At 62.7% G+C, this 26,737-nt stretch carries 22 protein-coding genes; 11 read left to right on the top strand and 11 right to left on the bottom strand.

Annotation, left to right across the window (positions count from 1 at the left end; translation table 11 throughout):
* The first annotated feature begins 60 nt into the window (after window positions 1-60).
* Together ACVWYF_RS09535 and ureG are read left to right on the top strand one after the other, a co-directional pair.
* On the top strand, window positions 61-732 hold the full coding sequence (locus ACVWYF_RS09535) for an urease accessory protein UreF (protein WP_457067144.1): 672 nt from the start codon (window positions 61-63) through the stop codon (window positions 730-732).
* An 81-nt stretch (window positions 733-813) separates the two neighbouring features.
* Entirely contained in the window at window positions 814-1,566 is a 753-nt protein-coding gene (gene ureG, locus ACVWYF_RS09530) for an urease accessory protein UreG (RefSeq protein ID WP_457067141.1), read from the top strand.
* Window positions 1,567-1,650: 84 nt separating this feature from the next.
* Here the strand turns inward: ureG and ACVWYF_RS09525 are convergent, their stop codons facing one another.
* On the bottom strand, window positions 1,651-2,394 hold the full coding sequence (locus ACVWYF_RS09525) for a LytR/AlgR family response regulator transcription factor (protein WP_457067138.1): 744 nt from the start codon (window positions 2,392-2,394) through the stop codon (window positions 1,651-1,653).
* A gap of 118 nt (window positions 2,395-2,512) precedes the next feature.
* The gene (locus ACVWYF_RS09520) at window positions 2,513-3,538 is read right to left on the bottom strand and encodes a sensor histidine kinase (RefSeq protein WP_457067135.1); all 1,026 of its coding nucleotides are present in this window, start codon (window positions 3,536-3,538) and stop codon (window positions 2,513-2,515) included.
* Between the two features lie 209 nt (window positions 3,539-3,747).
* On the opposite strand from ACVWYF_RS09520, the gene ACVWYF_RS09515 reads away from it, so the two are divergent.
* Window positions 3,748-6,168, top strand: a complete 2,421-nt coding sequence (locus ACVWYF_RS09515; protein WP_457067133.1) for a TonB-dependent receptor domain-containing protein — start codon at window positions 3,748-3,750, stop codon at window positions 6,166-6,168.
* 35 nt (window positions 6,169-6,203) lie between these two features.
* Here the strand turns inward: ACVWYF_RS09515 and ACVWYF_RS09510 are convergent, their stop codons facing one another.
* Window positions 6,204-7,106: an urease accessory protein UreD gene (locus ACVWYF_RS09510; protein WP_457067131.1), complete on the bottom strand. Its 903-nt coding sequence runs from the start codon at window positions 7,104-7,106 to the stop codon at window positions 6,204-6,206.
* Window positions 7,107-7,215: 109 nt separating this feature from the next.
* Between ACVWYF_RS09510 and ACVWYF_RS09505 the strand changes: the two genes are divergently transcribed.
* The 3 genes from ACVWYF_RS09505 (at window position 7,216) to ACVWYF_RS09495 (ending at window position 9,860) form a co-directional block, all read left to right on the top strand.
* Window positions 7,216-7,965: a J domain-containing protein gene (locus ACVWYF_RS09505; RefSeq protein WP_457067129.1), complete on the top strand. Its 750-nt coding sequence runs from the start codon at window positions 7,216-7,218 to the stop codon at window positions 7,963-7,965.
* 132 nt (window positions 7,966-8,097) lie between these two features.
* Window positions 8,098-8,601 (top strand): ankyrin repeat domain-containing protein, encoded by a 504-nt coding sequence (locus tag ACVWYF_RS09500; RefSeq protein ID WP_457067127.1) that lies wholly within the window; start codon window positions 8,098-8,100, stop codon window positions 8,599-8,601.
* A gap of 536 nt (window positions 8,602-9,137) precedes the next feature.
* Entirely contained in the window at window positions 9,138-9,860 is a 723-nt protein-coding gene (locus tag ACVWYF_RS09495; protein WP_457067124.1) for a TonB family protein, read from the top strand.
* 13 nt (window positions 9,861-9,873) lie between these two features.
* Here the strand turns inward: ACVWYF_RS09495 and ACVWYF_RS09490 are convergent, their stop codons facing one another.
* The gene (locus ACVWYF_RS09490; RefSeq protein ID WP_457067121.1) at window positions 9,874-10,236 is read right to left on the bottom strand and encodes a DUF1304 domain-containing protein; all 363 of its coding nucleotides are present in this window, start codon (window positions 10,234-10,236) and stop codon (window positions 9,874-9,876) included.
* 77 nt (window positions 10,237-10,313) lie between these two features.
* Entirely contained in the window at window positions 10,314-11,927 is a 1,614-nt protein-coding gene (locus ACVWYF_RS09485; protein WP_457067119.1) for a T9SS type A sorting domain-containing protein, read from the bottom strand.
* A gap of 252 nt (window positions 11,928-12,179) precedes the next feature.
* On the opposite strand from ACVWYF_RS09485, the gene ACVWYF_RS09480 reads away from it, so the two are divergent.
* Window positions 12,180-13,802: a hypothetical protein gene (locus ACVWYF_RS09480; RefSeq protein WP_457067116.1), complete on the top strand. Its 1,623-nt coding sequence runs from the start codon at window positions 12,180-12,182 to the stop codon at window positions 13,800-13,802.
* A gap of 71 nt (window positions 13,803-13,873) precedes the next feature.
* Here ACVWYF_RS09480 and ACVWYF_RS09475 read toward each other — a convergent pair whose 3' ends face one another.
* The 5 genes from ACVWYF_RS09475 to ACVWYF_RS09455 all read right to left on the bottom strand — a co-directional run bounded on the left by ACVWYF_RS09475 (window position 13,874) and on the right by ACVWYF_RS09455 (window position 20,933).
* A complete protein-coding gene (locus tag ACVWYF_RS09475; RefSeq protein ID WP_457067114.1) occupies window positions 13,874-14,848 on the bottom strand; it encodes a hypothetical protein in 975 nt (324 codons plus the stop codon).
* 304 nt (window positions 14,849-15,152) lie between these two features.
* A complete protein-coding gene (locus ACVWYF_RS09470; RefSeq protein WP_457067112.1) occupies window positions 15,153-15,551 on the bottom strand; it encodes a hypothetical protein in 399 nt (132 codons plus the stop codon).
* On the bottom strand, window positions 15,535-16,803 hold the full coding sequence (locus ACVWYF_RS09465) for an AAA family ATPase (RefSeq protein ID WP_457067110.1): 1,269 nt from the start codon (window positions 16,801-16,803) through the stop codon (window positions 15,535-15,537). Before ACVWYF_RS09465 ends, ACVWYF_RS09470 begins: the two co-directional genes overlap by 17 nt.
* Window positions 16,804-16,822: 19 nt before the next feature.
* Window positions 16,823-19,021: a methylmalonyl-CoA mutase gene (gene scpA, locus ACVWYF_RS09460; RefSeq protein ID WP_457067108.1), complete on the bottom strand. Its 2,199-nt coding sequence runs from the start codon at window positions 19,019-19,021 to the stop codon at window positions 16,823-16,825.
* A 127-nt stretch (window positions 19,022-19,148) separates the two neighbouring features.
* Window positions 19,149-20,933: a methylmalonyl-CoA mutase family protein gene (locus ACVWYF_RS09455; RefSeq protein ID WP_457067106.1), complete on the bottom strand. Its 1,785-nt coding sequence runs from the start codon at window positions 20,931-20,933 to the stop codon at window positions 19,149-19,151.
* Between the two features lie 203 nt (window positions 20,934-21,136).
* Here ACVWYF_RS09455 and ACVWYF_RS09450 point away from each other — a divergent pair, with 203 nt between their 5' ends.
* The 4 genes from ACVWYF_RS09450 to dnaA all read left to right on the top strand — a co-directional run bounded on the left by ACVWYF_RS09450 (window position 21,137) and on the right by dnaA (window position 25,982).
* Complete coding sequence (locus ACVWYF_RS09450; protein ID WP_457067103.1) at window positions 21,137-22,372, top strand: porin family protein; 1,236 nt, start codon at window positions 21,137-21,139, stop codon at window positions 22,370-22,372.
* Window positions 22,373-22,533: 161 nt separating this feature from the next.
* The gene (locus ACVWYF_RS09445) at window positions 22,534-23,304 is read left to right on the top strand and encodes a 5'-nucleotidase C-terminal domain-containing protein (protein WP_457067102.1); all 771 of its coding nucleotides are present in this window, start codon (window positions 22,534-22,536) and stop codon (window positions 23,302-23,304) included.
* A gap of 27 nt (window positions 23,305-23,331) precedes the next feature.
* Window positions 23,332-24,270: a bifunctional metallophosphatase/5'-nucleotidase gene (locus ACVWYF_RS09440; RefSeq protein WP_457067100.1), complete on the top strand. Its 939-nt coding sequence runs from the start codon at window positions 23,332-23,334 to the stop codon at window positions 24,268-24,270.
* Between the two features lie 152 nt (window positions 24,271-24,422).
* The gene (dnaA, locus tag ACVWYF_RS09435; protein WP_457067098.1) at window positions 24,423-25,982 is read left to right on the top strand and encodes a chromosomal replication initiator protein DnaA; all 1,560 of its coding nucleotides are present in this window, start codon (window positions 24,423-24,425) and stop codon (window positions 25,980-25,982) included.
* 83 nt (window positions 25,983-26,065) lie between these two features.
* On the opposite strand, the gene ACVWYF_RS09430 is transcribed toward dnaA, so the two are convergent.
* The gene (locus ACVWYF_RS09430; protein WP_457067096.1) at window positions 26,066-26,560 is read right to left on the bottom strand and encodes a hypothetical protein; all 495 of its coding nucleotides are present in this window, start codon (window positions 26,558-26,560) and stop codon (window positions 26,066-26,068) included.
* Between the last annotated feature and the right edge of the window lie 177 nt (window positions 26,561-26,737).

Here is a 26,737-nt window from a genome sequence, read left to right as displayed (position 1 = left end):
CTTTGTAGTCCGCGAGTCAACCAGTCCCACTCGCGGACTACAAAGTCCGCGCTACAGTCCATGCAATTCGCCCGCCTCCTGCACCTCGTCGATTCGGCCATTCCCACCGGCTCGTTCGCCTATTCCTACGGGCTGGAAAGCAGCCTCACGTTCGGATTAATCAATACGCCGTTTGCGTTTAGGAATTACCTGTATTCCTACTTGCAGCAAGCCGGTAGCGCCGAATTACCCTTTATCCATTCCACCTTCCACCTCACCGAAAGGAGCCCCGAATTCCAGACCGTCGCCGAAGAATACGACGCCCAATTGCTCGTTCCCAGCCTCTATAAAGCCAGCGCCGTGCAGGGCCGCAACTGGCTGAAGCTGCTGGCCACCTTCTACCCCGAAGCTGAGTTGGAAACCATCACCCAGTGGTTCAAAACCCAGGAAATACCGCCGCATTTCACGCTGGTTTTCACACTGGCCTTGCAGCGGGTTGGCTTCGCTTTGGAAGAGCTAAATGCCATGTACCTGCACATGCTGCTGCGCGACCAGCTCAGCGCCGCCATTCGCCTCGGGTTTCTGGGGCCGCTGGAAGGGCACCGGCTGCAACACGATTTCTACGCGGTGTTCGGGCATATTCTGGCGGCGCAGGTGGGGAAGGGGTATGGCGAGGCCAACCGCTCGGCGTTTATGCTCGATGTGGCGCAGGTGCTGCACGAGGACATTTACTCCAAGCTGTTTCAGAACTGAGTAGCGCGGACTTTGTAGTCCGCGAGTCCAACGATTCAACGCATTTTTAATTCGCGGACTACAAAGTCCGCACTACTGCTCATGGCTTTTGTCGAAAAACTCGCCCTGCTCCTCCACGGCCACCAGCATGAAGCCTATGAGTCGCCCGGCGACTTCAACGAGCGCGAAACCCGCCGCTTGCCCAGCTACCGCAACTTCCGCAAGCGGGCCTTCACGGTGGGCATCGGCGGGCCGGTGGGCACGGGCAAAACTGCCTTGCTAAAAGCTCTGTGCGAGCGCCTGCGCCACGAATTCGAGCTGGGCGTGGTCACGAATGACATTTTCACCCGCGAAGACGCGGAATTCCTCATCCGCAACAGCGCGCTGGATGAAAACCGGATTGTGGGCGTGGAAACCGGCGGCTGCCCGCACGCCGCCATCCGCGAGGATATTTCGCTGAACATGGACGCGCTCGAAGGCCTCATGCAGCGCTTCGATTACAACCTGGATTTTCTCTTCGTGGAAAGCGGCGGCGACAACTTGGCCGCCCACTTCAGCCGCGAGCTGGTCGACTATTCCATCTACGTCATCGACGTGTCGGGCGGGGATAAAATCCCGCGCAAGGGCGGGCCGGGCATCACGCAGTCGGATTTGCTCATCATCAATAAAATCGACCTCAAAGACCTGATTAAAGCCGATTTGGGCGTAATGGAGCGGGACTCGCGCAAAATGCGCGGCGACGGGCCATTTCTCTTCGCCCGCGCCACGGATGGGTACGGGCTGGAGGAAATCATCGGCCACATCAAAGCCGCCAAGGCGCGGGCACTGGCCGCCGTGCGCGAGGATAGGCGGTAGCAGCACCGTGGACTCTGCGAGTCCGCGCGGGAACGAAGCCCGAGCGATTTCCACCACGCGCGGACTCGCAGAGTCCACGGTACTTCACGCCTCCCGAATGAGCCGATACAGCTGCTCCCGGTACGTGTCGCTCACCGGAATCTCCTTGTCCTGAATGTAAATCGTGTTGCCATCAACCATGCGAATCTTGTCCAGCGACACGATAAAGGATTTATGCACCCGCAGAAACGGCGGCTGCGGCAGCGTCTCGGCCAGCTCCTTCAGCGTCTGGTAGGTAACTACCCGTTGCGTGGGCAGCTGGATGGACACGTAGTTGCTCAGCCCTTCGATGTAGAGAATATCGGCGTGGTTGATGCGCAGAAACTTGTTCTTGCTTTCGCCTTTCACGAACATGTGGCTGGCGGCAGTTGCCAGGGCCGCAACGGGAGCAACCACCGGGACCGGCGCAGCCACTGGCACGGGGGCCGCCGGGCCGGGCATGAGTGCCAGCGCCTTTTGGGCGGCTTTGAAAAACCGCTCGAAGGAAATGGGCTTGAGCAGGTAGTCCACCACGTCGTTTTCGTAGCCTTCGAGGGCGTATTCGGGGTAGGCGGTGGTGAGGATGACCTTGCACTTGTTGCCGGCCAGCTTGAGGAATTGCAGGCCGGTGAGCTTGGGCATCTGGATATCGAGAAACACCAAATCGACCAAGCCCTGTTGCACCATCGTCAGGGCCTCGATGGGATTGGTGGTGGTGCCCACCAGCGTGAGAAAGGGCAGCTGGGCGATGTAATCGGCCAGGATGAGCAGGGCCGGGGCTTCATCATCGACGGCGAGGCAGCGAATCATGGGCTAGGGGGTGTAGAGACGCATCTCGGCGTCTCGGCGGTGGACGGTTGTTGCTGCGTTGGTGTGAGGTTGTCGTTCAACGACGAGACGCAAAGATGCGTCTCTACAGCGTTCGGGCTTACCCAATCAGCTGCAGCGACGTGGTGAATTGCCCCGCCGCCGCCGCCACGCGGAGCGCGTGCCGCTCCGGGTACAGCAGCTCCAGCCGCCGGCGCAGGTTGGGCAGGCCAATGCCGGTGGTGGCGTCCTTGTTATCGTCGTTGCGCTGGTTTTCGACTTCAAATCGCAGCTGCTCGCCTTCAATAGTGAGGCGAATGTGTACGGGGTTTTCGGGGTCGTCGAGCACGCCGTGCTTGATGGCGTTTTCCACGAAGGGAATGAGGACGAGCGGGGCCACGCGGTGGCCGGCGGGCTCGCCAGTCACGGTGAAATCGACGTGGAAATTGTCGGGAAAGCGCAGGCGGTAGAGGGCCAGGTAGTTGTGCAGGTATTCGATTTCCTTTTCCAAATCGACCTGTCCGTCGGGGGTGTCGTGCAGCATGTAGCGCATCAGCTCCGAGAGTTTCAGGATGGCGTTGGCCACGGGTTTGGCCATCGGGTAGGCCATGCTGAAGAGCATGTTGAGGGTGTTGTAGAGAAAGTGCGGGTTGATTTGGGTTTTGAGAAAAGCGACTTCGGCGGCGCGCTTTTCTTCGCGGAGCTGGCGGTTTTCGCGCTCGCGGAACAGGGCGGCCTGGGCGCTCCATACGGCCGCGCTCAGCACAATCATCGGGCTGGCGAAGAACATGTTGTCGAAGATGTAATACGTTACCGACGTATCGGGCGAGTAGTTGTGGAAGCCCAGCACGGCCGGATAAATCACTTCCTCAATCAGCGCCCGGGCCCCAATGTAGAGCGCCAGCACGCCCAGCAGCGCCGCCACCAGCTGCGGCCCCCGGCCCGAGCGCAGCAGGCGCGGGTACACCACGAGGTAGCACAGGTAAAACTCAATGAACCGGATGAACAGGATGGAGGCCATGAGCCACAGGCTGATGCGCAGGTGCCCCCCAGGGTGTAGAAACACCCCCAGAAACTCGTAGCTGCCATACAGCAGCCAGCCCAGCACATGCCAGCGAAGAGCGGATTTGGTGAGCAGATTGGCCATAACAATGCGAAGATTAATACAGGGCCAAAACTACCGCCCCCCGCCAGCCCTTGCACCTTTTTTATGCGAAAGGCCGGTTTTATGATGCGAAATCGGAAAAGGCCTTTTGCGGGCAGTAACAGCGGGTTTTGAAGCGTTGGAATAATGTTTTTGACCCCGCAAACGGGCCGGCACACCTTTGAGCCATCAACCAGCCAACGCCCTTTCCGATGAACACCTTTACCTGCTTCCGCCGCCTTTTCGTCCTGCTGCTCCTGGCCCTGCCGGCCCTCTCGCAGCGGGCCGCTGCCCAAACTACCGCCACCGGCACCGTGCTCGACCGCGCCGGCCAGCCGCTGGCTTTCGCCACCGCTGTGCTGGTGCAGCTGCCCGATTCGGCCATCGCCAACTCCCAAACCACCACCGAACAGGGGGGCTACGTTTTTGGCGGCGTGAAGCCCGGCCGCTACTGCGTGAAGGCCCTGATGATGGGCTACGGCGGTGCCCGCAGCGCCGCTTTCGTGGTGGGTAATGCGCCGGTTATAGTGCCCGCCCTGCGCCTAGCTCCCGCCGCCACGGCCCTGAAAGAAGTAACTGTAACCGGCACCACGCCCATGCTGGAGCAGCACGCCGACCGCACCATCGTGAACGTGGACCGCCTGAACACTGCCGGCGAAACCGCCCTCGAAATCCTGAAAAAAGCCCCCGGCGTGACGCTCGACAAGGACGACAACATCGTGTACCGCGGCAGCACCGGCGTGAACGTGCTGATTGACGGCAAGCTCACCTACCTGAGCGGCGGAGCGCTGAGCAGCTACCTGAAGTCCCTGCCCGCTTCGGCCATCAGCCAGATTGAGTTGATGCCCAACCCGCCCGCCTCAATGGATGCCGCCGGCACGGCCGGCGTGCTCAACATTAAGCTGCGGCGCAGCCAGCTGCCGGGCCTGAGCGGCACCTACAATCTGAGCGCTGGCTACGGCCGCTACGAGAAAAGCTCGGCCGGCACCAACCTGAGCTACAACGTGGGCAAGGTGCGCCTCTTTGCCCGCCTCAACGGCGGCCGCTACAACTCCTTCAATCGCCTGACCATGATTCGCACCATCCGCGATAGCATTTTCAACCAGGAAAACCTGTGGCGGCCCCTCCTGTACAGCGGCACCTACGCCACCGGGGCCGACGTGGCCCTGACCGCTAAGCAGAACATTGGTATCCAGGTACGCGGCAGCGCCGACCACACCACCGCCCTTAGCACCAGCAACTCCGTAACCACCGACGCGGCCGGCAACCCCGGCGGCCGCCGCCAGCTAACCAACCCGCAGAGCAGCACCGCCACCAACCAGGCCCTGAACCTGTACTACCGCAACGCCCTCGACAGCACCGGCCGCGAGCTGAGCGCCGACGTGGACTACGTGCGCTACGCCAGCGCCAAAGACCAAAGCTTCAATAACGTCGTATTTGCGGCTGGCAGCGAGCAGAGCCGGCCCGCCGAGCAGCTACGCAGTGCCACCTCGTCGGAAACCACCATTCGGGCCGCCAAAATCGACTACGTGCATCCTTTCGCCGGCACCAAATGGCGCGCCGAAACCGGCCTGAAAACCAGCTGGGTGACTTCGCGCAGCAACATTCAGTTTGATAAGCTACTGGATAACGGCTGGCAGCCCGATGCCCTGCGCACCAACCAGTTCCAATACGACGAGCACATCAGCGCGGGCTACGTCAGCGCCAACACCAGCTACGGCCGCCTCGAGCTGAAAGCCGGCCTGCGCGGCGAGCTCACCCAGACCACCGGCCGCTCGGCCACCACCGGCCAGCAGGTGGCCCGCAGCTACTTCCAGCTGTTTCCCAGCGCCTTCGCCAGCTACAAAATCACGGACCAGGACCAGGTGAGCGCCTCCGTGAGCCGCCGCATCAGCCGTCCCAACTACCAAAGCCTGAACCCTTTCCTCAACTACTCCGACTTCTACACCGCCCAGCAGGGCAACCCGTTTCTGGCCCCATCGCTCTCGCAGTCGTTCGTGTTCAACTACCTGCACAAGGACTTCCAAATCCTGAGCCTGAGCTACCTGCACGAAAGCAACTCGGTGAACGAGGTAGTGACCCAGAACGACGACACGAAGGTGTCGACCAGCACCCCGCAGAACCTGGCCCAGGCCAGCACCATCACCCTGAGCTCGGGCGGCCACACCGACATCACGAAGACCTGGGGCGTGGATAACCAGCTGAGCGGCAGCTACACAGATGTGCGTACCAGCATCGAAAACCAGGCCGTGCGCCTGACCAGCTACAGCTGGGAAGCCAGCTCCAACCACACCTTTCTGCTGCCCCGCAGCTACAAGCTGCTGGTGGGCGGCGAGTACAGCTCGCCCGCCGTGCAGGGCCTGTTTCGCGCCAAAGCCAGCGGCATGCTGAACCTGGGCCTGAAAAAGCAGCTCTGGGCCGAGCGCGCCAGCCTCAGCCTGCGCGTGGCCGACGTGTTCAACACCAGTCGTTTCCGCAGCACGCTCCAGTACAACAACGTGAACCAGACCTGGAATAACCAGTGGGAAAGCCGCCGCGTGACCCTCACTTTCACCTGCAAAATCGGCAGTGGCAAAACCCAGGCCCGCCACGCCGCCGCCAGCGCCGACGAGGAGGGCCGCGTGGGAAATTAGGAGCTGTAGCGTGGACTCGCAGCGTCCACGCTACATCAATACTTCCGTGCCAGTGGGTTATACCCCAGCAGCTGCGCATCGGCCAGCGCCGCCAGAATCTCCTCGCACAGCGGCTGCAAGGCCATGCGGCTGTGCGCCGCCGCCCGCAGCACCCACACGGTTGCCCGCGCCCGCGCCACCGAAACCACGCATTCGCGGCCGTTGATGCTGAAGTGCGGCCCCGTGCTGTCGGGCATCTGCTGTCGCGCCAGCATTTCCCCCAAAAACCGGAACCGCGCATCATCGGGGCTGCCCACCAGAAACACCGAGAAGAAGGTTTGATAGCCCGCGAAGTTGGCCGGCGAGGCGGCAATGTTTTCCGCTGGCTCAAACCCAAACCGGTCCAGCACCACCAGCCGGCCCGCCACCCGCACCCGCAGCTCCGAATGCAGCGACGTGAAGGCAAACCGCTCGCCCTGGTCCATGCGGCCGGAGTGAAGCCAATCCACCAGCAGCAGCAGCGACGTGGGCTGCAGGTGCCACTCCTGCACCTGCCGGTAGCGGCTTTCGGCTTGCAGCACCACCGGGTCGGGGAAGATGACGGCCAGCGCGTTTTCGCCCAGCTCGCCCACGGTGTGCTGTTCGGCCACGGCCCCATCAATGGACCGAAAAACCTTCGTGCTGGCCTGCGTGGTGAGCACGAGCCGCGAGCCGGCTTGTCCGGTGATGCGCAGCCGGATAACGTCGCCCGCCACCAGGCCGCCGCCGTAGCTGCTCAGCACCACCTGGCAGGCACTGGTGGGCGCGGCCGGCTGCAGCAGCTTCAGCGGCTGAATATTTTTGCAGGCGATGAGCCGCGAGCGGCCACGCACCTGGGCTACTTCCAGCACGCTCCAGGCCGCCAAAGGCCCGGTGCTGGAGGAATGGGGCAGCGCGGGGGCGGCAGGGGAGGCACTCATGGTGCCGCGAAGTACGGCCCTGGCGCGTACCGGGCAATAGCGCCCGGCCGGCCGCGTTTCCGCAATTGCGGCCGGTCATGTACTTTAGGGCCTTGTCGTGCTTTGGGTTATGCAGAATTACTACCGCGTTTTGGGTGTCGGGACCACGGCCACGGCCGCCCAAATCGACCAGGCGTACCTCACCCAGCGCACCCGCCTCAAGCGCCTGGCCCTGGCCGACCCCGCCATGCGCGCCCGTCTCGCCGAGGTAGAGGCCGGCTACGGCATTGTAGGCAATCCGCGCCGCCGCCTGGCCTACGACGTGCTGCTGGCCCGGGAGCCCGCGCCCGCGCTGCCGCCCCACTACGCCGCCGCCGAGGCGCGCCGGCACCACTACGCCCGCATTGCCCGCAGCCTCAACGTGGCGCTGCTGGCCTGCTGCCTGCTGCTGGGCCTCGACTGGGCCTTGCCGCTGCGCCAATACCCCCACGAAACCGTGCAGAGCCGCTTCCCGGTATCCGTGCCGGCCGCGCTTTCCACCCCCGAGCTGGCCTACCGCGTACATACGGCCCACACCAGCTTCCGGCTGCCCAGCGCCATTGGCTACCGCGTGCGCGCTGGCGAAACCATCAGCGTGTGGCAAACGCCCATCCTGGGCATCGTGCAGCGCATCAGCGCCCCCGCCTCGCCCGACGGCCCGGCCCCTTTTCAGCCCTACGGCGGCACCATCTACGGCACCTTTTTCCTGCTGCCGCTGCTGCTGGCGGCCGTGGCGGCCGTGGGCACCTGGCCCGGCCACTCCCCCGAAACCTACGTCAACACCGCCGCCGTGGGTGCCCTGCTCACCATTCTGACGCTCGTTATTCTGCTCTGCTTCTGAGGCCGAAAACCCGCCGCCAATGCCGCCCCGCATATCAAATGCCGCCGCAATCCGTAAGGGTGAGCGCGCCGGGGTGCCCGCCCGGTCCCGCCGCCCGTTCCCTATTGCTTATCAGATTGATTCCCCCCATTCATGGATGTTACCTCCGCCCGCCCCGAAGACCTGCTGTTTGATGCCGCCCGTCGCGGCGATGTACCCGCCCTGCGCGAGCTGCTGGCCACCGGCCTCGCCGTGAATATGACCAACCCCAAAGGCTTCACGCCCCTCGTGCTGGCTTCTTACGAAGACCACGCCGAGGCCACCACCTTTCTGCTCGACGCCGGGGCCGACCCCAACACCCAGGATGCCGCCGGCAACACCGCCCTGATGGGCGTCAGCTTCAAAGGCTACCCCGCCATTGCCCGGCTGCTCATCGCTCGCGGGGCCAGCCTCAACCTCCGGAATGCCAGCGGCTCCACAGCCCTCATTTTCGCCACCATGTTTGGCCGCAACGAGTTGATTCGGCTGCTGGTCGACGCCGGTGCCGACCGCTCCATTACCGATGCCCGGGGCCTCACCGCCCTGCACCTGGCTGGCCAGCAGGGCAATGCCGAGGCCTGGACGCTGCTGGGCGGCGAGCCGCAGGCGGCAGGGTAGCCCCCCGGAATTTCTGGCCCCCAGCACCCCAGCACTGTATCTGCCGCAAAAGCCCCGCCAACCACGCCCGCCGGCGTATTGGCGGGGCTTTTGCGTGCGCGCCGTCTTGGTCATGCCATATTTCCGGTGAAACCGACTGCTATAAAATTTTACTTGAAATAATGCATTTATGAATATGACTTGATTTAATCATGGATTATGAATATTTTTTGAAGCTATTAGCGGCGGGCGTGAGCTATTTTTTTGGTATTTGTGCTTTTTATCGTTAATTTGCCTTGAAATAAACGCAGTTAACGAACGGTTGGCGAATGCTGACGGCCTCATTTTTATAAATTAAGTAAGACAGGCAAACGTTTGCTTTCTGGCAGTCATGAACACTATGCCCGGAAAAAATCAATTGGTGTGACCAGGTTCTGGCCTGTTTCAGCCACCTACTCGCCACATATTGCCGAAAACGATTGTGGCTAAAGTAACCAACGGATTTTCACGCGCCCCCGCTTTGTAAACAACCATTTCCTACCCAAAACCCCACCCCTATGCTGCTCTCTACACTGCTTGTCGTTACGCAACTACTGGCTGCCAGCCCGGTGCCGGCTCCGAAAGCCAACCCCGGCCTGACGGCTCCTCTAGTGGCCCCCGCCGTAGCGGGCCGCGTTACCAACGAGGTGGGGGTGCCGCTGCCGGGCGTGTTTGTGGCGGTGCAGGGCACTCCCCAGGCCACGAGCACCAACGCCGCCGGCGATTTCCTGCTGGCCCTCACCGGCGTGAAGTCCGTGCTGCTGTTCAAGTGCCAGGGCTACCGCGACCAGACGTTGGCCGTAGCGGCCGGCAACTCCCTGACCGTGAAAATGCAGTCGCTCACCAAAGCCGTGGCTGCGCCCACCGGCCCGGTACCGGTGGCCCCGGCCGCCGAAGTCGAAGTGGCCAGTCCGGCCACGGTGCTCAAGTTTTCGGAAGTGCTGCCGTCCTTTCCCGGCGGCGAGTCGGCCTACTACGCCTTCGTGCGCCAAACAGCCCACTTCCCCGAAGAAGCCCTCAAGCAGGGCCTGTCGGGCATGGTGTACGTGAGCTTTGTGGTCGACCAGCAGGGCCGCATCGTCGATGCGGAAGTGGCCAAGGGCTGCGGCCACGGCTTCGACGAAGAAGCCCTGCGCGTGATTCGCCTCATGCCCTGGTGGACGCCCGGCCTCGTGGGCGGCAAGCCCGTGCGCGTGGCCCGCACCATGTCGGTGCCCTTTGCCTTCCGCTCGCGCGACTAGCTAAGCGCCGCAATCAGGCCAGCTGCAGGGCCGCCAGGGCCAGCAGCGCGGGTACGGTTTGCACCAGCAGAATTTGTTTCCCGGCCGTGAACGCGCCGTATATGCCGGCCACGGCCACGCAGCCCAGGAAGAACGCGCCCACGTTGCGGTGCCAGGCCGGGTCGGTTATCAGCAGCGCCCAGACCAGGCCGGCGGCCAGAAACCCGTTGTAGAGGCCCTGGTTGGCGGCCAGCACTTTGGTGGGCTCAAACAGCTCGGGGCGCAGGGAGCGGAAGGTTTTCGGCCCCCGCGTGGTCCAGGCAAACATTTCCAGCCACAGAATGTAGCCGTGAATGAGGGCCACCAGGCCGATGAGCAACTGGCTGAGCAAGTGCATAGCAACGCGGAAAAAGAATGACGCCCCGGCCCGCTGTTGCAGCGGGCCGGGGCGCACAAGGTAAGGCCCACCGCGCGCTAGTGCTCCACTGTGACCAGCTGCGTGGTGGTTTTGCCCTGCGCCGCCACCCGCAGCACGTACAGGCCCGCGGGCAGGGCCGAGGTATCGAAGCGCACATCGGCCGCGGCCGGCTGGATGGCGTGCGTGGCTACCGGCGTGCCCAGGTGGTCATACAGCGTGGCGTGCCCGGCCGGGGCCGCGTAGTCGAGCCGCAGCGTGAGCTGGTTTTGGGCAGGGTTGGGAAATAAGTGGAGGGCGGCAGCCCGGGAATCGTCGCCGTCGTTGGGCTGGGGCTGACTCCCGCTGCGGTTCTGCTGGCGGCTGCCGTAGCGGGCCAGGTAGCCTTGCGCCGTCGCAGCGTTTCGGGCCAGCGCCCCGAAGTGGCAGCTGCCCGTGAAGGAGCCGGCGGTGTACACATTGTTCTGGTCATCGAGGGCCAGGCTGCTGCCGCCGCTGGTGCCGGGGCCGCCCACCAGGTCCTGCTGCTGCACGCGGCCATTGGCCGCGAGGCGGGCCACAAAGGCCTGCGTCCCGGCGCTGCCCGTCACGAAGACCTTGCGCGACTGCTGGTCGACGGCCACGCCCTTCACCAGGCTGTTGAGCGGCGTGGCCCAGTCCACGTCGCCGGTGGCGTCGTAGCGGGCCACGTAGCCGGTGGGGGTGGTGCTGGTCAGGGTGAGGCCGCCGCCGAAATCGGCCGTGCCCACAAAATCGCCGCCAATGCAGGCGTCGCCCTGCTTGTCAATGGCCAGGGCCCCGCCCGGGTTGTTGCTGGGCACCCCCTTGCCCCACTGCACCTGCCCGGTGCCCGAGTCGAACAGGGCCAGGTAGTCGGAAGCGCCGTCGATGGGCACCGTCAGGCCATCGAGGCGCCAGCCGCCGGCACTGTAGCCGCTGAGGTAGCAGTGGCCGGCCTGGTCCACGGCCACGCCCCGCGCCCCGCACGACCCCGAGGAGCCCCGGATGCTGTTCGGGGCCTTGGCCCAGCGCACCTGCCCGTTGCGGTCGTAGCTCGCCAGGAAACCATCGCGCCGGTGCGACCCCAGCGTGAGGGCATCGACGTAGACGGTGCCGCCCGTCACGTCGCCGCTCAGGTAGCTGTTGCCGGCCTGGTCCACGGCCACGCCCGTGCCGTAGCTGGCCCCGTAAGGCGCGCCCTGGCCGCCGTGGGCCTGTTTCACCCAGCGCACGCGGCCGTTGGCCCCGCACTTCACCAGCAGCATGGAGTAGCCGCCGTTTTCGGCAATGGCTCCCACCGTCTGGCCCCCGGGGTAGGTGATGGTGCCGTGCAGCCGGCCGCTGACGTAGGTGTTCCCGTCCTGGTCCACGGCAATGCCGGTGGTGTTGCTGCCGGCTTCGGCCCCCTCCAGCTTGGTCACGCGCACCACCTGGCCCTGGGGGCTCAGCTTGGCCAGGTAGAGGCACCGGCCCGGCAGGCTGCTGCTGATGGTGGTGCCGCCCAGCTGCGCGGAGCCGCCCACGAAGCTGCCCGTGACGTAGGTGTTGCCGTCGGCATCGGCGGCCACGGCGGCCACGCTGGCGGTGGCCGGCAGGGCATAGGTCCAGGCGGCGGGCTGGGCGCGCAGGGCAGAGCCGGCCAGCAGCAAACAGAGCATTAGGAGTGGTTTCATCGGGGTAATGGAAAGGGGGATGAAAGGATGGAATGGACTGTTTCAGCAACCCTTGTGCGGCGGGTCCTGAAGGGTTCCAGGCGGTAGCTGCTGATATCAGATGTTTAAATATATAAAATTTATTATTTATATGTGCAAAAAATAAAACAAAATCTTGCTATTCTTCACCGTTTTTATCCGGCCGCCAGCTCCCTACATTTGTAAATGGGTGGGGCCTTTTATCCACATTTTTCCCCATCTACCCAATTGCGTATGCGTACTGCTACTATCTCTCTGGCCCGGTGGGCCTGCCTACTGCTGCTGGCCATTGCGGGCCTGCTGGCTGCTCCCGTCGCCCGCGCCCAAACGGCCCCTGCCCCTGCCTGGGCCAGCGTGCAGCGAGGTGCCTCCACCCTCGGCACCAGCTCAAGCACCGAGGTGGCCGTCGCCGCCGACGGCAGCCAGTACGTGACGGGGACCTTTGAAAATACCTTCACGCTGGGCTCGGTCACGCTCACGGCGGGGGCTGGCCGGTCGCATGTTTTCCTGGCCAAATACAGCGCTGCTGGTGTTGTGCTCTGGGCCACGCAGCTCGACTGCGCGGGTACCAATCTGTTCGGCGCTTTGGCGGTCGATGCCGCAGGCAACGCGTACCTGACCGGGCCGTTTGCCATCAGCGTCACGCTGGGGGGCACCACGCTTTCGGCGGCTTCCGATTCGTTCTTGGCCAAATATTCGCCGCAGGGGGCGCTGCAATGGGCCAAGCAGGGCGGGGGCACCAGCACCAGCGTGCGGTGCATTGCCACCGATGCCGCCGGCAATGTGGCCATTGCCGGGGGGTATAGTGGCTATGTCAATTTTGGCGTGGCCGTAACCAATAGCGGCACCTCCGGCTGCTTCTTCTACCGGCTTTCGCCCACGGGCAGCCCCTTGCAGGGCACCAACGTGGCCACCCAGGTGGGCACTTCGGTGTTTTCGGCCACCATATTCCCCAATGCCCTGGCCTTCGACGGCGCGGGCAATGCTTACCTCGCGGGGGGCTTCTACGGCACGGTGGCCTTCGGGGCTACGTCCCTGACGGCGGCCTTTTCCTCGTCAACCGACAGCTTTCTCTGCAAGCTTGATGCCGCCGCTGCCCCCGTGTGGGCCGTGGCCGATGCCAGTACCCGCAACGTGGGCGGCCTGGCCGTGGATGCCGCCGGCAATGCCGTGGTGTGCGGCACCCCCGACATCTACCTGGCCCGTTTCACCCCCCAGGGCGTCCGGCAATGGTCGCGGCGCATCACCGCCACCGGCACCGGTGCCACCGTTGCCTACAAGGTGGTGGCCGATGGCCGGGGCGGCTACTACGCCACCGGGCAGTTTGGGGGCACGGCGGTGTTTGGCGCCACCACGCTCACGTCCGTCGGCCAGCAGCTGTTCGTGGCCCGCTTCGATAGCCAGGGCAATGCCGTGTGGGCCGACCGCGCCGTGGGCACGGCCCCGATGGGGTCGGTGGGCTATGGCCTGGCGGCCGATGCGGGCGGCAATATCTACGTCACCGGTATCCTCATTACCACGGTGTCGCTCGGAAGCATCACCTCCACCGGCGGTACCGATGCCTTCCTGGCCAAGCTCACGGCCGGCGGCGTGCTGGCCACCCGCGCTGCCGCAGCCGGCCTCGTGCTGGCGGCCTATCCCAACCCGGCCAGCGGCATCGTCACGGTGCGGCTGCCGGTGGGCGGCGGCCAGCTGGCCCTGCTCGATGCGCTGGGCCGCGCCGTGCGCCAGCAGGCGCTGCCCGCCACGGCCGGCGACTGCCCGGTGTCGTTGGCCGGGCTGGCTCCCGGCCTGTACCAGCTGCGCGCCACCCTGGGCAACGGCCAGCCCGCCACGGCCCCGCTGCTGGTGCGCTAGGCGTGGTGTTGTCTTTAATAAAAAAGGCCCGGATATCGCATCCGGGCCTTTTTTGTGGGAAATCGGGCGGTTTATTTCAGCACCGCGATTTCGACGCGCACCGGCGTGCTGCTGGTGTTGAACACCTCCAGCCACTGGCCGTCCGGCCCCAGGGCTTCGGCCGTGGTGTCTTGCTCACTGCCGCCGGTGGTGAGGGTAACGTGGGCGCGGAGGCTGTTGCCAGCCGCCACCACGCGGCCCACCAGGGCCTCCTGCGCGGGCTGGGGCACGGCCAGGCGCAGGTGCAGCCGGGTGGTGGCCAGCAGCGGCGTTGTGAATTGCACACTGCCCAGGCCGCCGGCGGCCACGGTCAGCTCGTGGGTTTCAAGGCCAGCGGGCGCGGCCGGCCCGCTCAGCCGAAACAGCTTCAGGGTGGCGGCATCGGCGGCGAAGAGCACCTTGGCCGCCGCGCTCACCTCCTGGCCGTAGCCGTAGGCCAGGTTTTGGACGGTCACATAGTGGTCGCGGCCTTCGGTGTTGGTGCCTTTTTTTACTTCCTGGGTCGTGTTGGTGTCGGCCAGCTCCGTGACGAGGGTGCCCAGCGTGGCCAGTTGGGCGGCGGTGTAGCCCTTTTTTACCAGCTCCGTTTTGTCGCGGGTGGCCGAGGTGAAAGCCGTTTGGAGCAGGGTGCGCATCTTGTCGTGCTGCTTGCGGGCGGCTTCGTAGGTGCTGCGGCCGTAGGTGGCCAGCCGGCCGGCGTTGTGCGGGTAGGCGCGGCCCACGTAGTAAAACAGGGTTTGGGCGGCGGCCTGGGCGCGGCCCATCACGTCCTCCACCTCGGCGGTGTCCTCCATCAGCTCGCCGGTGCGCACGGTGCGGTCGGGGGCAGCATCGGCCGCGTCGATGGCGGCCAGCCAATCGGTGCCGAAAGCCGCATCAAACTCGGGGTTGAAGGCCAGGAAGGCCGCCTGGTTAGTGGTGTAGTGTTCGTGCATGGTGCGCATGTCCTGGCGCATCATGGCATCGGGTTGGGAGTAATGCCGAAGCACTGCGGTAGCTCTTTGCATGGTACTGAAAATGAAATGGGAAAAGTGAGCGCCCAAGGTAGGAATTCCGATGGGAGTTTCCGCCGTTCCGACAACGGTTTCCGCCGGCGGAAATCATCATCGGAATGGCGGAAACCGTCATCGGAACGGCGGAAACTCCCATCGGAAGGCCGGAAACCGGTATCGGAGCCCCGGCAAGCCCCATCGGAGGCCCGGAAACCGGCATCGGCACCCCGGAAACCCATAGCGGTGGCCCGGAAAGGGGCATCGGGCAAAAAGAAGGCCCGCCGGGTGGGGCGGGCCTGAGGTTAGCTGGGGGGAGAAGCTACAGCGTGTGGGTATGAGGGCTTTTGCGAACCTCAAGTAAGTGGCCCGTCTGCTTGAAAAACCGGGTTTTCATTTGCTGAATCTTGGTAGCCGGGAGCGGGCAATGGTGGTGAATGATGAAAAACAACTTTGCTGCCATTGCTATTTTCAGGTTGGTCAGTGTGCTTTTCAATTGCTCAGCGGCATGTTCCACGTCGCTGCCTTTCAGCTCTACATACAATGCCTGGGTTGGCAGCACCACTACATAGTCGCATTGCACCACGGCCGGCGGCAGGTGCTTATCTACTTTTATGCATTGTACTGCTATAGTAGCGGGGTGGACCAGGATGAACTTGCTACGCTCTTCTTCCAGCACCAGCCGCAGGACGGCCCGCGCCGTCTTAGCGGGCTTTTTCATCCGCAGCGGCTTGGGCTTCTAAGTGCAGCAGCTTGTCAAATTGCTGCGAAATCCGTTCCGATACTTCGTCCAGCTTGTCGGCCACTATCAAGCCGTCCTCGGCGGAGATGATGGAGCGGGCTTTGCCATCAGCGAGGGCGTAGACGCGGAAGTTCTCTAGGGCTAGTTGCTGATTTTTCGGTACAATGCGGTAGAGCGCCTTTAACTGCTCAGGAGAGTTTTTGAATTGCTCGGCCAATTGATGAGCCCGAATAAGATTGTTGAAAGCAGATAAGAGGTAAGGGCTGTGCGTGGTGATAACATATTGGAGTGAAAAAGCGCTTTCATGATATACACTAGCCATTAATTGAACTATTGCCCATTGTGAATCTGGATAGAGATGTACTTCGGGCTCTTCTATATAAACAGCTTGTTTTTCTAAAGATTCTCCTTCCATGCCGATGTAAAGAAGAATGAGAAGTAATGCAAAAGCTTCTTGCTGTCCAGACGATGCATAAGCTAATGGACTACGCCGCCCACTAGGACTGATAATAAATTCCTCTTCTCCTCTTATTTCTATCTTTCCCTTTATAATGTGTGCGGATAAAGAGCTAAGGTCTTTATTATTGCTTATATTATTGTTAAGAAAATAGCGGCGAGTTAACTCATATAAACTCAAAAACTGTCGTAGGAATGGGTCTACAACTGGAGCCTGTGCAAGGAATGTCAATGTCGCTCCTTTCAGTGCAGAAAAGAAAGAACGGCCTGCTAGAATAAATGATTGTCTAAGGTCTGCTGCATCGCCAACCTCATCCCGTACAGCGTCCATGGCTTGTACTGAACGGTTTGATTCCCATTGATAAGAAGTGCTCCTATAACCTGCCTTACCAGCAGCTAAAAGCTCCTGTCTGTTGATTTTTGCTATCTCAACAAAAAAAGGTGAATAATTTAATTTTAATTTTCCATTTATATTTTCTAGCTGAATAAAATAATCAGCTATTTCATAGCGTATCAATAAGTGCTTGTCAGTCCTCCAAACTCCTGGAAAATATTCCTTAAAGGTATTTATACACGTTGTGTCGAACGTACGCTTGTCGTCACCAGACCTGGATGAATCAAGTAAATCTGGCAAAAAAGCCTTAAGCCAATACAAGCATTTCGCGCACACACTCTTCCCGCTCGCCTGTGGGCCGATAAATATGTTTATCCGTCCAAGTTCAATATCGATTTCTTCCAGCCCGGCGAAATTGCGGATTATCAAACGCTCTGTCATACTCGAAAGATAAGCGGGTTTACTCCCCCAGCTTCGACAGAATCTCCAGCGCGGCGGTGGCGATGACCGTGCCGGGGCCATACACGCCGGCCACGCCGGCATCGAAGAGGAACTGGTAATCCTGGGCGGGGATGACGCCGCCGGCGATGACCAGGATGTCTTCGCGGCCGAGCTGCCGCAGCTCCGTGAGTAGCTGGGGGAGCAGGGTTTTGTGGCCGGCCGCGAGGCTGCTCACGCCCACGACGTGTACGTCGTTGTCGGCGGCCTGGCGGGCTACTTCGGCGGGGGTTTGGAAGAGGGGGGCAATGTCGACGTCGAAGCCGACATCGGCGAAGCTGGTGGCGATGATTTTGGCGCCCCGGTCGTGGCCGTCCTGGCCCATTTTGGCCACCAGCATGCGGGGGCGGCGGCCTTCGCGGGCAGCAAATTCCTCGGCTGCCGCGCGGGCCTGCTCGAAGGCGGCGTTGTGGCTCATCTCCTGCGAGTACACGCCGGCCACGGTGCGCGTGGTGGCCTGGTGGCGGCCAAACTGGGCTTCGAGGGCATCGGAGATTTCGCCGAGGGTGGCGCGGGCGCGGGCGGCGGTCACGGCCAGGGCGAGGAGGTTATTTGAGTTAAGAGTTGATTCAGCAGAGGCTCCGGCCTCAACTCCTAACGCTTCACTTTTAACTTTTAATTCACTGAGGCGCGCGCCAGCCGCCTCAGTGATGGCGGCCAGGGCCACTTTCACGGCCACGTTGTCGCGGGTGGCGCGGATGGTTTTGAGGCGGGCAATCTGGCTTTCGCGCACGGCGTCGTTGTCGATGTCGAGCACTTCGACCTCCGTTTTTTCGGTGGTCTGGTACTTGTTCACGCCCACGATGATTTCCCGGCCGCCATCGATGCGGGCCTGCTTGCGGGCGGCGGCTTCCTCGATGCGCAGTTTGGGCAGGCCGGTTTCGATGGCCTTGGCCATGCCGCCCAGCTCCTCCACTTCCTGGATGAGGGCCCAGGCGCGGTCGGCCAGCTCGTGGGTGAGGGTTTCGACGTAATAGCTGCCGCCCCAGGGGTCCACCACTTTGGTCACATCGGTTTCGTGCTGGAGGTAGAGCTGGGTATTGCGGGCAATGCGGGCCGAGAAATCGGTGGGCAGGGCAATGGCCTCGTCGAGGGCGTTGGTGTGCAGGCTCTGGGTGCCGCCGAGCACGGCCGCGAGGGCCTCGATGGCGGTGCGGGCCACGTTGTTGTAAGGGTCCTGCTCGGTGAGGGAGTAGCCCGAGGTCTGACAATGCGTGCGCAAGGCCAGGCTTTTGGGGTTGGTGGGGTTGAAGGGCTTGATGAGCTTGGCCCAGAGCAGGCGGCCGGCGCGCAGCTTGGCAATCTCCATGAAGTGGTTCATGCCGATGGCCCAGAAGAAACTCAGGCGCGGGGCAAATTCGTCAATCTTCATGCCCGCCGCGAGGCCAGCGCGCACGTATTCCAGGCCATCGGCCAGGGTGTAGGCCAGCTCCAAATCGGCGGTAGCGCCGGCCTCCTGCATGTGGTAGCCCGAGATGGAAATGCTGTTGAACTTGGGCATCTTCGCCGCCGTGTAGCTGAAGATGTCGGCGATGATGCGCATGCTGGGCGCGGGCGGGTAGATGTAGGTATTGCGCACCATGAACTCCTTCAGAATGTCGTTCTGAATGGTGCCGGCCAGCTTTTCGGGGCTCACGCCCTGCTCCTCGGCCGCCACGATGTAGAAGGCCAGAATGGGCAGCACGGCCCCGTTCATGGTCATGCTCACCGACATCTGGTCGAGCGGAATCTGGTCGAAGAGAATTTTCATGTCCTCCACCGAATCGATGGCCACGCCGGCCTTGCCCACGTCGCCCTGCACGCGGGGGTGGTCGGAATCGTAGCCCCGGTGGGTGGCCAGGTCGAAGGCTACGCTCAGCCCCTTCTGCCCGCCGGCCAGGTTGCGGCGGTAAAACGCATTCGAGGCCTCGGCCGTGGAGAAGCCCGCGTACTGCCGGATGGTCCACGGATTCTGCGTGTACATGCTGGCGTAGGGGCCGCGCAGGTAGGGGGCCTGCCCCGCGCCAAAGCCCAGGTGGTCGAGGTGGGCCACATCCTCCGGGCCGTACACGGGCTTGATGGCAATGCCCTCGGGCGTGAGCGTGGCCGCCGTTTCGGGCGCAGCGGGGGCGGCGGGGGCCGGGGCAGCGTTGTAGGGAATCGAAGAGAAGTCGGGCTTCATGGGTGGGGAATTCTGAGATGTAGAAACGTCATGCAGAGCGCAGCGAAGCATCTTTACCGCGCGATGCAATTCATTTACTACGGCGGTAAAGATGCTTCGCTGCGCTCTGCATGACGTTCAGTTAATGCTACCGGCCTTGTAGTCGGGCCAGCACTTCCTCCGTGGTATAGCCCTGCACCTTCATTTCCTGGAAGCCGAACACGCGCACGGCCTCGTGCATGGTGGCCAGGTCGGAGCTGAGCAGGGCCGGCGGGATGAACTGCTGCTTCTCGGTCGGAATCTGGTAGATGAAGCGGGCAAACTTGCTGAACTGCTCGGGCGTGGCGTACATCAGCGTGGCCTCCTCGGCCGAGGAGTAGAGCAGCGACAGCGTGCCGGCCGGGTGGCTGGCGGCCAGCTCGGGCCGCTCGTGGGCCTGGAGCAGCTGGATGAAGTTGTCCAGAATGACCTGGTTGGTGTTGGCGCCCAGCAGTACCACGGCGGCGCGCTTGCTCTTGCGGTCGCGGCGCTCGAAGTGCATGGCCGTAGCCAGGCGCAATACCTCGGTGGGATAGGCGGCCCGCGTCACGTCGAAATCGGCGGAGCGCAGTAGTTTTTTGGGGTGGAAGTGGAACTGTTCGCCCTTGTTCTGGAAGCGGTTGGTGCCCACAATTACCTGCTGGCCGCTGGCAATGCGCCGGAAAGTTTCGGTAGCCACGGCCTTGATTTCTTCCAGCATCTGGCCGCGCACTTGCGGCAACCCGCCCGCCACTTCCATGCGCTGAAACAGCGTCCAGGCCTCCTGGGCCAGCTGGTCGGTAAGGGTTTCGATATAGTAGGAGCCAGCGGCGGGGTCCTGCACCCGGCCCAGGCCGGCCTCTTCGCGCAGCAGCACCGAGAGGTTGCGCGCCAGCCGGGCCGAAAACTCGTTGGCCTCGGCAAACAGGCAGTCGAACGGGGCCACGGACAGCGAATCGGCCCCGCCCAGCACGGCGCTCATGGCCTCGGTGGTGTGGCGCAGCAGGTTGTTGTGGGCATCGAGGGTGGTCTGCGTCCAGGTGGCCGTCATGGCGTGGATGCGCAGGTGGGCGTTCAGCTCAGCCGGCAGGCCAAAGCCGTGCAACAGCGTGGCCCACAGCCGGCGCAGGGCACGCAGCTTGGCAATTTCGAGGAAGTAGCCGGGCATCACGGCGATGTGCAGGTGCAGGGCGGCGGCTACTTCGGCGGCCGTGGTGTCGGCGTCGGGCAGCTCGGCCAGTAGGGCGGCGGCGGTGTTCAGCGTGAAGGCAATCTGCTGGGTGGCGGTAGCGCCCCGGTTGCCAAAAAAGGCCCCGTTCACGGCCAGGGCGCGGAAATCGGGCATGCCGGTGGTCAGGCGCACGCAGCGGCGCAGGGCGGCGCGGTAGTCGGCCAGCTCGGCCCCTTCGGGCACGGGGCCGGGGGCGAAACGCAGGAAACCGCGCAGCTGGGTGCCGGGCGCGGCCTCCACCAGCTGGCTCAGGAGCTCGTCGGGGGCGGCCATCACGGTGTAGCCCACGCAGGTGCGGGCCAGCGGCAGCTGTTCGGCCAGGTAATGCACGGCCAGCGCCGGCACGTCGTGAATGATGAAATGAATGCCATCGGCTCCGTTGGCGAGGACAGCGGCGGCCTGGTCAATCTGGGCGCGGCCGTCGGTGCCGGCGGGCACGGTCAGGGCCGGCACGTTCAGCCAGGGCGTGAGGGGATGGGGCAGGGGCGCGGGCGGGCCACCCAGCGCCGCGAGGGCCTCGCGGTGGTAGAAGGGCTCCAGGCTGAAGCCATCGGGCAGGGGCCAGCGCAGCGTGGCCGGGTCCTGGCCCTTGAGCTCGCGGGTGAGGCGGGCCTGCCACTCGGCGGTGGTCACGGCCGGAAATTCAGCGAAGGAAACGGGCGTGGCCGTGAGGGTGTCGGACATACAATAAAACGCAGCTGAAAAAGGACGGCAGAAACCAAAACGGGCCGAAAGATACCGCCGCTTGCGCAACGCCGCCCGCATTGGCACTACGGGTTTTGCAGGATGGCCGGCGTAGCTTTGACCCTGGTTTCCATTCCGGATATTCTTTTCTACTCATTTCCAAGCTCGGGTTTATGTTCAAGCAGTACTTCCCACTGTTCACTTTGCTGTTGTCAATAGTAGCCGCGCCGTCCGCGCAGGCTCAAAGAAATTTTCGCCCCGGCTACATTGTGCGGCCCGCCGGCGATTCCCTGCGGGGCGAGATAGATGTTCGGGGGCAGCAGCGCATGGGCCTGCTCTGCGTGTTCCGGGCCAATACCGGGGCCGCAGCTACGCAGTATACCCCCACTGAATTGAAGGCCTACGGACTGCAGAGCGGTGCCCGCTACGAAGCCTGCCAGCTGCCTGGCGGCCTCACCACGGCCCCCGGCGGGGCGGCTCTGTCGGCCGCGCCTACCACGTTGTTTATGCAGCAATTGGTGCAGGGAAAAGCCAAGCTCTATTCCTATATTGATGAAGGAGGGAATGGTCGGTACTTCTTCCGAACTACGGATGGACCGGTAACCGAGGTGGTGCAAATCATCCAGAACGTGACCGTGACCGATGTTCTGGTGCAGCAGAAGAGCTATCCATTCCGCCAGGTGCTGAGCCGCGCTTTCATCGATTGCCCGGTGGTGCAGCCCATGTTGATAAACGCCGAGTTGAAAGAATCGCAGCTCGTGGCCATTTTCAACCGCTACAATTCCTGTGCTCCCGGGCAGGCCTCGGTGGCGGCCACAGCTCGGAGAACCAAGGTTCATTTCGGGGCAGTGGTGGGCGCGCAAAGCGCCACTACCACGCTCGATGATGAGGGGGAAATAGCCCTGAGTTCGAGCCTGCGGCCGGTTTTCGGGGTCGGGCTGCTTCTTAACCCGGCCAGCTTCAATGAGCGGCTGGCGCTACGTGTCGAGCTGCTCTACCAGAAACAGCTTCACGAAGGCCAGTACCTGCGCTACAACGCTATAGTAACCAGCATTAACAGCAGTCGGGATGCGCAAATCACGCTGCAAACAGTGCGCGTCCCCCTGATGCTCCGCTACACGTTGCCTCGCGGCCTGGTGCGTCCCTATATCCAAGTAGGGGGCGAAGTGTCAGCGCTGCTCGACGCGCATCAGGCGTTGATTGTAGAAACCAACCAGAAGCTGGGCGGCGTGGGCACCACTACCACCACCCGCGAAATAGAAATGCGGAGCCTGGGCTTTGGTCCCACGGGGGCTGTGGGAATAACTGTCCCGGCCGGCCCCGGCGCGCTTCAGTTCGAAGCCCGTTATAATACGCTTGACAGCAGCTCGCAGGCAGTTAAACAGTTGAGCGGGGCTCAGACAATTTCGTTGCTGCTGGGCTATAATTTCGGCCGCTAGCTGACGGACTCACTGGGCCACTGCCGGAAGGCGGAGAGCCGGCATTGGCCCGAGTAAAGTATTTTTGCAAGCCGTGTATGGCACCGTGCAAACCCGGGCGGATACCCGGCTTCCCGTTTGGCTGTCCGCCGGCTTACCCTTCCATTATTCCCCTCACTAATTTGTTAACCCAACCTGCTCTGCGCCGGGCCGCCACCTGGCTGGCCGCCGTCCTGCTGACCACCAGCGCCTGCCAGCGCGCCGCCTACGCGCCCACGGCGCATTTCGCGCCCGTCACGAGCCAGGCGGTGGGCAAAACCCAGGCCGAAGACCCCGCCATTGCCGCCCTCATCGCGCCCTACCACGACAAGGTAACCGCCCAGATGACCGAGGTGCTCGGCACCGCCCCGCAACCCCTAGTGAAGGGCCCCGGCGAAAACCCACTCTCCAACTTCGTGGCCGACCTGCAGCGCGCCCGCGCCAGCGCCGAGCTCAAGCAGCCCATGGCGCTGGGTGTGATGACCAACGGCGGCTTGCGCGCCGGCTTCGCGGCTGGCCCCGTCACGCTGGGCTCGGTGTTTGAACTGATGCCGTTTGAAAACGAGTTGGTGGTCCTCGACGCGCCCGGCCCGGTGGTGCAGCAACTGTTCGACTACGCGGCCCACATCAAAATGGCCATTTCCGGCGCTACCTACAGTGTCACCTTCGACGGCATGCCCAAGGACATCCGCATCGGCGGCCAGCCCTTCGATGTGAACGATTCGCGCACCTATCCCATTGCCATTTCCGACTACCTAGCCACCGGCGGCGACAACCTCTCGTTCTTCAAGGCCCTCACGCCGCGCCACACCAATGTGCTGCTCCGCACCGCCATCGCCGACCACATCCGCGCCCTCACCAAAGCCGGCCAGCCCATCACGGCCCGCGTCGAAGGCCGGGTGAAAGCCAATTAATTGCCAGCCGCTAACCGTCGAACCATCATGCAACGCCGCGAATTTCTCCGCAACTCCCTCCTCGGCACCGCCGGCCTCACCGTGCTGGGCGGCCTGGCCAACTCGGCCGAAGCCGCCACCCGTGCTAAGGCTCCGGTGAAGCTCACCATTCTGCACACCAACGACATGCACTCGCGCATCGAGCCCTTCCCCGACAATGGCGGGCAGTGGGCCGGGCTGGGCGGCATGGCCCGGCGCGCCGCGCTCATCAAGGATATTCGCAGCAAGGAGCCAAACGTGCTGTTGCTCGACTCGGGCGACATCTTCCAGGGTACGCCGTACTTCAACTTTTTCGGCGGCGAGCTCGAGTACAAGCTGATGAGCCAGATGGGCTACGACGCCAGCACCCTCGGCAACCACGATTTCGACAATGGCCTCGACGGCCTCCAGCGCCAGCTGCCCAACGCCATCTTCCCCTTCCTCATTGCCAATTACGACTTCTCGAAAACACCGCTGGCTGGCCGCTTTGCACCTTACAAGGTGTTCGAGAAGCAGGGCATCCGCGTAGGCGTGTTCGGCATTGGTATTGAATTGAGCGGGCTGGTGGCCGATAAAAACTTCGGCCAGACCGTTTACCTCGACCCCGTGGCCAAGGCCAGGGAAATGGTGGCCCAATTGCGTGGTCCTGAGAAATGCGACCTCGTCATCTGCCTCTCGCACCTCGGCTATAAGTACGCCGAAGCCAAGCTCGATGACCGCAAGCTGGCCGCTCAGGTTTCCGGTATCGACCTCATACTGGGCGGGCATACCCACACGTTCATGGACGCCCCCGAGCCCATCGCCAGTCCCGATGGTCACCCCACGCTCATCAACCAGGTGGGCTGGTCGGGCATCAACCTGGGCCGGCTGGATTATGAATTTTCAACAAAAAATAAGCGTGCCGGGCTGGCAAGCGCCGCCGTGGTGCCGGTTCGGGCGGCCTGCTAAAAGCACGATATAAACAAGCCCATTTCGGCTTTTTTAAGTGCGAAGTTTTCCACAATTTTGTCCCCCTCTAAAAAATAACGCCCGCTCCGGGCGGCTCATTTCGGTCTTCTTTTTGCTCCCGGTTTGTTGCCGGTTTCCTTTCAATCGTTCCAATGCTCAAGGATTTTCGCACGGTTTGGGCTGGCTGCTTGCGCAGCATCTCGGCGGAAATCGGGGAGCAGAGCTTTAGGACCTGGTTCCAACCCATTGTGCCGGTCGAGCTGAAGGGCAATGTGCTTACCATTCAGGTGCCTAGCGCGTATTTCTACGACTGGCTGGAGGAGCACTACGTGGACGAGCTGCGCCGCGCCCTCTACCAGCAGCTGGGCTCCGAAGGCCGCCTCGAATACAGCGTGGTGGTGGACCAGGGCAACGAGCAGGCCCCACCCCGTGCCCTGCACCTGCCGCCCACCCGCAAGCAGGCCGCGCCCGACCCGCGCGACGCGCCCCAGCCCATGCCCGGCACGCCCGCCGGCAACCCGCTGGCTGGCAGCGCCCGCGCCGCCTCGGCCCGCTACGTCAACTCGGGCGCGGTGCGCACCACGCCGCGCGGCAACAACTTCGCCAACGGCGGCGGAGCCGATACCATGGCCCCGCCCCGCAACCCCTTCGACCAGGCCCGGCCGATGGACGGCAACCTAGTTCCGTCGCAGCTCAACGGCTCCTACACCTTCGACAACTACATTGAGGGCGACTGCAACCGCCTGGCCCGCTCGGCCGGCCTCGCGGTGGCCAACAAGCCCGGCACCACCAGCTTCAACCCGCTTATGGTATACGGCGGCGTGGGCCTGGGCAAAACTCACCTGGTGCAGGCCATCGGCAACCACATCAAGGCTACCGCGCCCGAGCGGTTCGTTCTCTACGTATCGGCCGAGAAGTTCACCAACCAGTTCATCGACAGCGTGCAGCGCGCGCAGGTGCAGGATTTTGCAAATTTCTACCTGCAGGTCGATGCCCTGATTCTGGACGACGTGCAGTTTCTGGCCAACAAGGGCAAGACGCAGGAGATGTTCTTCCACATCTTCAACCACTTGCACCAGTCGGGCAAGCAGATTGTGATGACCTCCGACCGGCCGCCCAAGGACCTGCAAGGGCTGGAAGACCGGCTGCTGAACCGCTTCAAGTGGGGCCTGACGGCTGACGTGCAAAGCCCGGACTTTGAGACGCGGGTGGCCATCATCCGCAACAAGATGGAACAGGATGGGATTGATATTCCGCCGGACCATGTGGTTGATTATCTGGCCAACTCGGTGCATACCAACGTGCGCGAGCTGGAAGGCGTCATCGCCTCGCTGGTGGCCCAGAGCAGCCTGAGCCGCCGCGACATCGACCTGGAAATGGTGAAGCAGGCCCTGCGCCACATCATCGAGGAAGTAGAGGCCGAGGTGAACCTCGACTTCATTCAGAAAACCGTGGCCGCTTATTTCGGCATTTCGGTCGATTTGCTGAAGGACAAAACCCGCAAAAAGGAAGTGGTGACGGCCCGGCAGGTAGCCATGTATTTCGCCAAGCACCACACGGCCCACACCCTGAAAACCATTGGTTTCCACTTCGGTGGCCGCGACCATACCACCGTAATGCATTCGGTGCAAACCGTGTCGGATTTGGTGGATTCGGACAAGAAATTCCGCGACCAGGTGGACGAGTTGCGGAAGAAGTTCGCCAAGAAATAAGACTTGCGACGCAGTTAACGCAAAAAAGAGGCTCCAGACACGTGCAGTGTTCGGAGCCTCTTTCGGTTTCTGAGGAATATAGTCTAGGCTGCTGCCGTCGGGCTCACTTCCTGCAAGGGCAGGCTGTGCTTGGCGGCAAAGTCCCGTACCTGCTCGCGGAAGCGGGTTTTGCGCATCTTGCCTTTCACCTCGCGCAGGTTGAGCGCATAGATTTCGCCGTCTTTCTGGCGTACGCGCAATACGGCGGGCTTAAGTTCCAGGGCAGCAATGTTTTCGGCGGCGAATACCTGCTTGGGGCGGAACAGGCCGTTTTTATGCACAATGTAGCCGGGCGTAAATTCGAGGTAGCTCTGGGTGCCGAAGATGGGCGCGTTGTTTACCAGCACGTAGCCGAGGTAGACGAACGTGAACACCAGGAATACCCAGTGCAGAAAGTGGTAATCCTGCGCCCCGGTATTGCTCAAGAGGCCAAAAGCCACGTAGGCCAGCCAGAACAGGCCGATGGCAAGCTGGCCCCAAAACGGAACGCGGGAAGTGTTGGCGGGGCGGAGGCGGATGCGGGTGGTACCAGTGGGCATAGCGACAAATTTAGTTGCTAGTTAGTAGTTGTCGGTTGTCAGGGACCGAAAAGAACGAGAGTCAGCAAAAGCAAGAACGTCATGCAGAGCGCAGCGAAGCATCTTTACCGCAGTAAGTAATCAATTTTACTATTGCGGTAAAGATGCTTCGCTGCGCTCTGCATGACGTTCTTCTAT

It is taken from the genome of Hymenobacter sp. UYAg731 (assembly GCF_054061335.1).
This window is presented reverse-complemented; position numbering and strand designations above follow the sequence as displayed.

Bases quoted from the DNA above. Each gene is read 5' to 3' on its own strand.
- ACVWYF_RS09525 (WP_457067138.1), bottom strand. From the start codon at position 2,394: ATGATTCGCTGCCTCGCCGTCGATGATGAAGCCCCGGCCCTGCTCATC.
- ACVWYF_RS09470 (WP_457067112.1), bottom strand. From the start codon at position 15,551: ATGAAAAAGCCCGCTAAGACGGCGCGGGCCGTCCTGCGGCTGGTGCTG.
- ACVWYF_RS09455 (WP_457067106.1), bottom strand. From the start codon at position 20,933: ATGTCCGACACCCTCACGGCCACGCCCGTTTCCTTCGCTGAATTTCCG.
- ACVWYF_RS09500 (WP_457067127.1), top strand. From the start codon at position 8,098: ATGGATGTTACCTCCGCCCGCCCCGAAGACCTGCTGTTTGATGCCGCC.
- ACVWYF_RS09465 (WP_457067110.1), bottom strand. From the start codon at position 16,803: ATGACAGAGCGTTTGATAATCCGCAATTTCGCCGGGCTGGAAGAAATC.
- ACVWYF_RS09510 (WP_457067131.1), bottom strand. From the start codon at position 7,106: ATGAGTGCCTCCCCTGCCGCCCCCGCGCTGCCCCATTCCTCCAGCACC.
- dnaA (WP_457067098.1), top strand. From the start codon at position 24,423: ATGCTCAAGGATTTTCGCACGGTTTGGGCTGGCTGCTTGCGCAGCATC.
- ACVWYF_RS09520 (WP_457067135.1), bottom strand. From the start codon at position 3,538: ATGGCCAATCTGCTCACCAAATCCGCTCTTCGCTGGCATGTGCTGGGC.
- scpA (WP_457067108.1), bottom strand. From the start codon at position 19,021: ATGAAGCCCGACTTCTCTTCGATTCCCTACAACGCTGCCCCGGCCCCC.
- ACVWYF_RS09495 (WP_457067124.1), top strand. From the start codon at position 9,138: ATGCTGCTCTCTACACTGCTTGTCGTTACGCAACTACTGGCTGCCAGC.
- ACVWYF_RS09535 (WP_457067144.1), top strand. From the start codon at position 61: ATGCAATTCGCCCGCCTCCTGCACCTCGTCGATTCGGCCATTCCCACC.
- ACVWYF_RS09430 (WP_457067096.1), bottom strand. From the start codon at position 26,560: ATGCCCACTGGTACCACCCGCATCCGCCTCCGCCCCGCCAACACTTCC.
- ACVWYF_RS09440 (WP_457067100.1), top strand. From the start codon at position 23,332: ATGCAACGCCGCGAATTTCTCCGCAACTCCCTCCTCGGCACCGCCGGC.
- ACVWYF_RS09515 (WP_457067133.1), top strand. From the start codon at position 3,748: ATGAACACCTTTACCTGCTTCCGCCGCCTTTTCGTCCTGCTGCTCCTG.
- ACVWYF_RS09490 (WP_457067121.1), bottom strand. From the start codon at position 10,236: ATGCACTTGCTCAGCCAGTTGCTCATCGGCCTGGTGGCCCTCATTCAC.
- ACVWYF_RS09505 (WP_457067129.1), top strand. From the start codon at position 7,216: ATGCAGAATTACTACCGCGTTTTGGGTGTCGGGACCACGGCCACGGCC.
- ureG (WP_457067141.1), top strand. From the start codon at position 814: ATGGCTTTTGTCGAAAAACTCGCCCTGCTCCTCCACGGCCACCAGCAT.
- ACVWYF_RS09485 (WP_457067119.1), bottom strand. From the start codon at position 11,927: ATGAAACCACTCCTAATGCTCTGTTTGCTGCTGGCCGGCTCTGCCCTG.
- ACVWYF_RS09480 (WP_457067116.1), top strand. From the start codon at position 12,180: ATGCGTACTGCTACTATCTCTCTGGCCCGGTGGGCCTGCCTACTGCTG.
- ACVWYF_RS09475 (WP_457067114.1), bottom strand. From the start codon at position 14,848: ATGCAAAGAGCTACCGCAGTGCTTCGGCATTACTCCCAACCCGATGCC.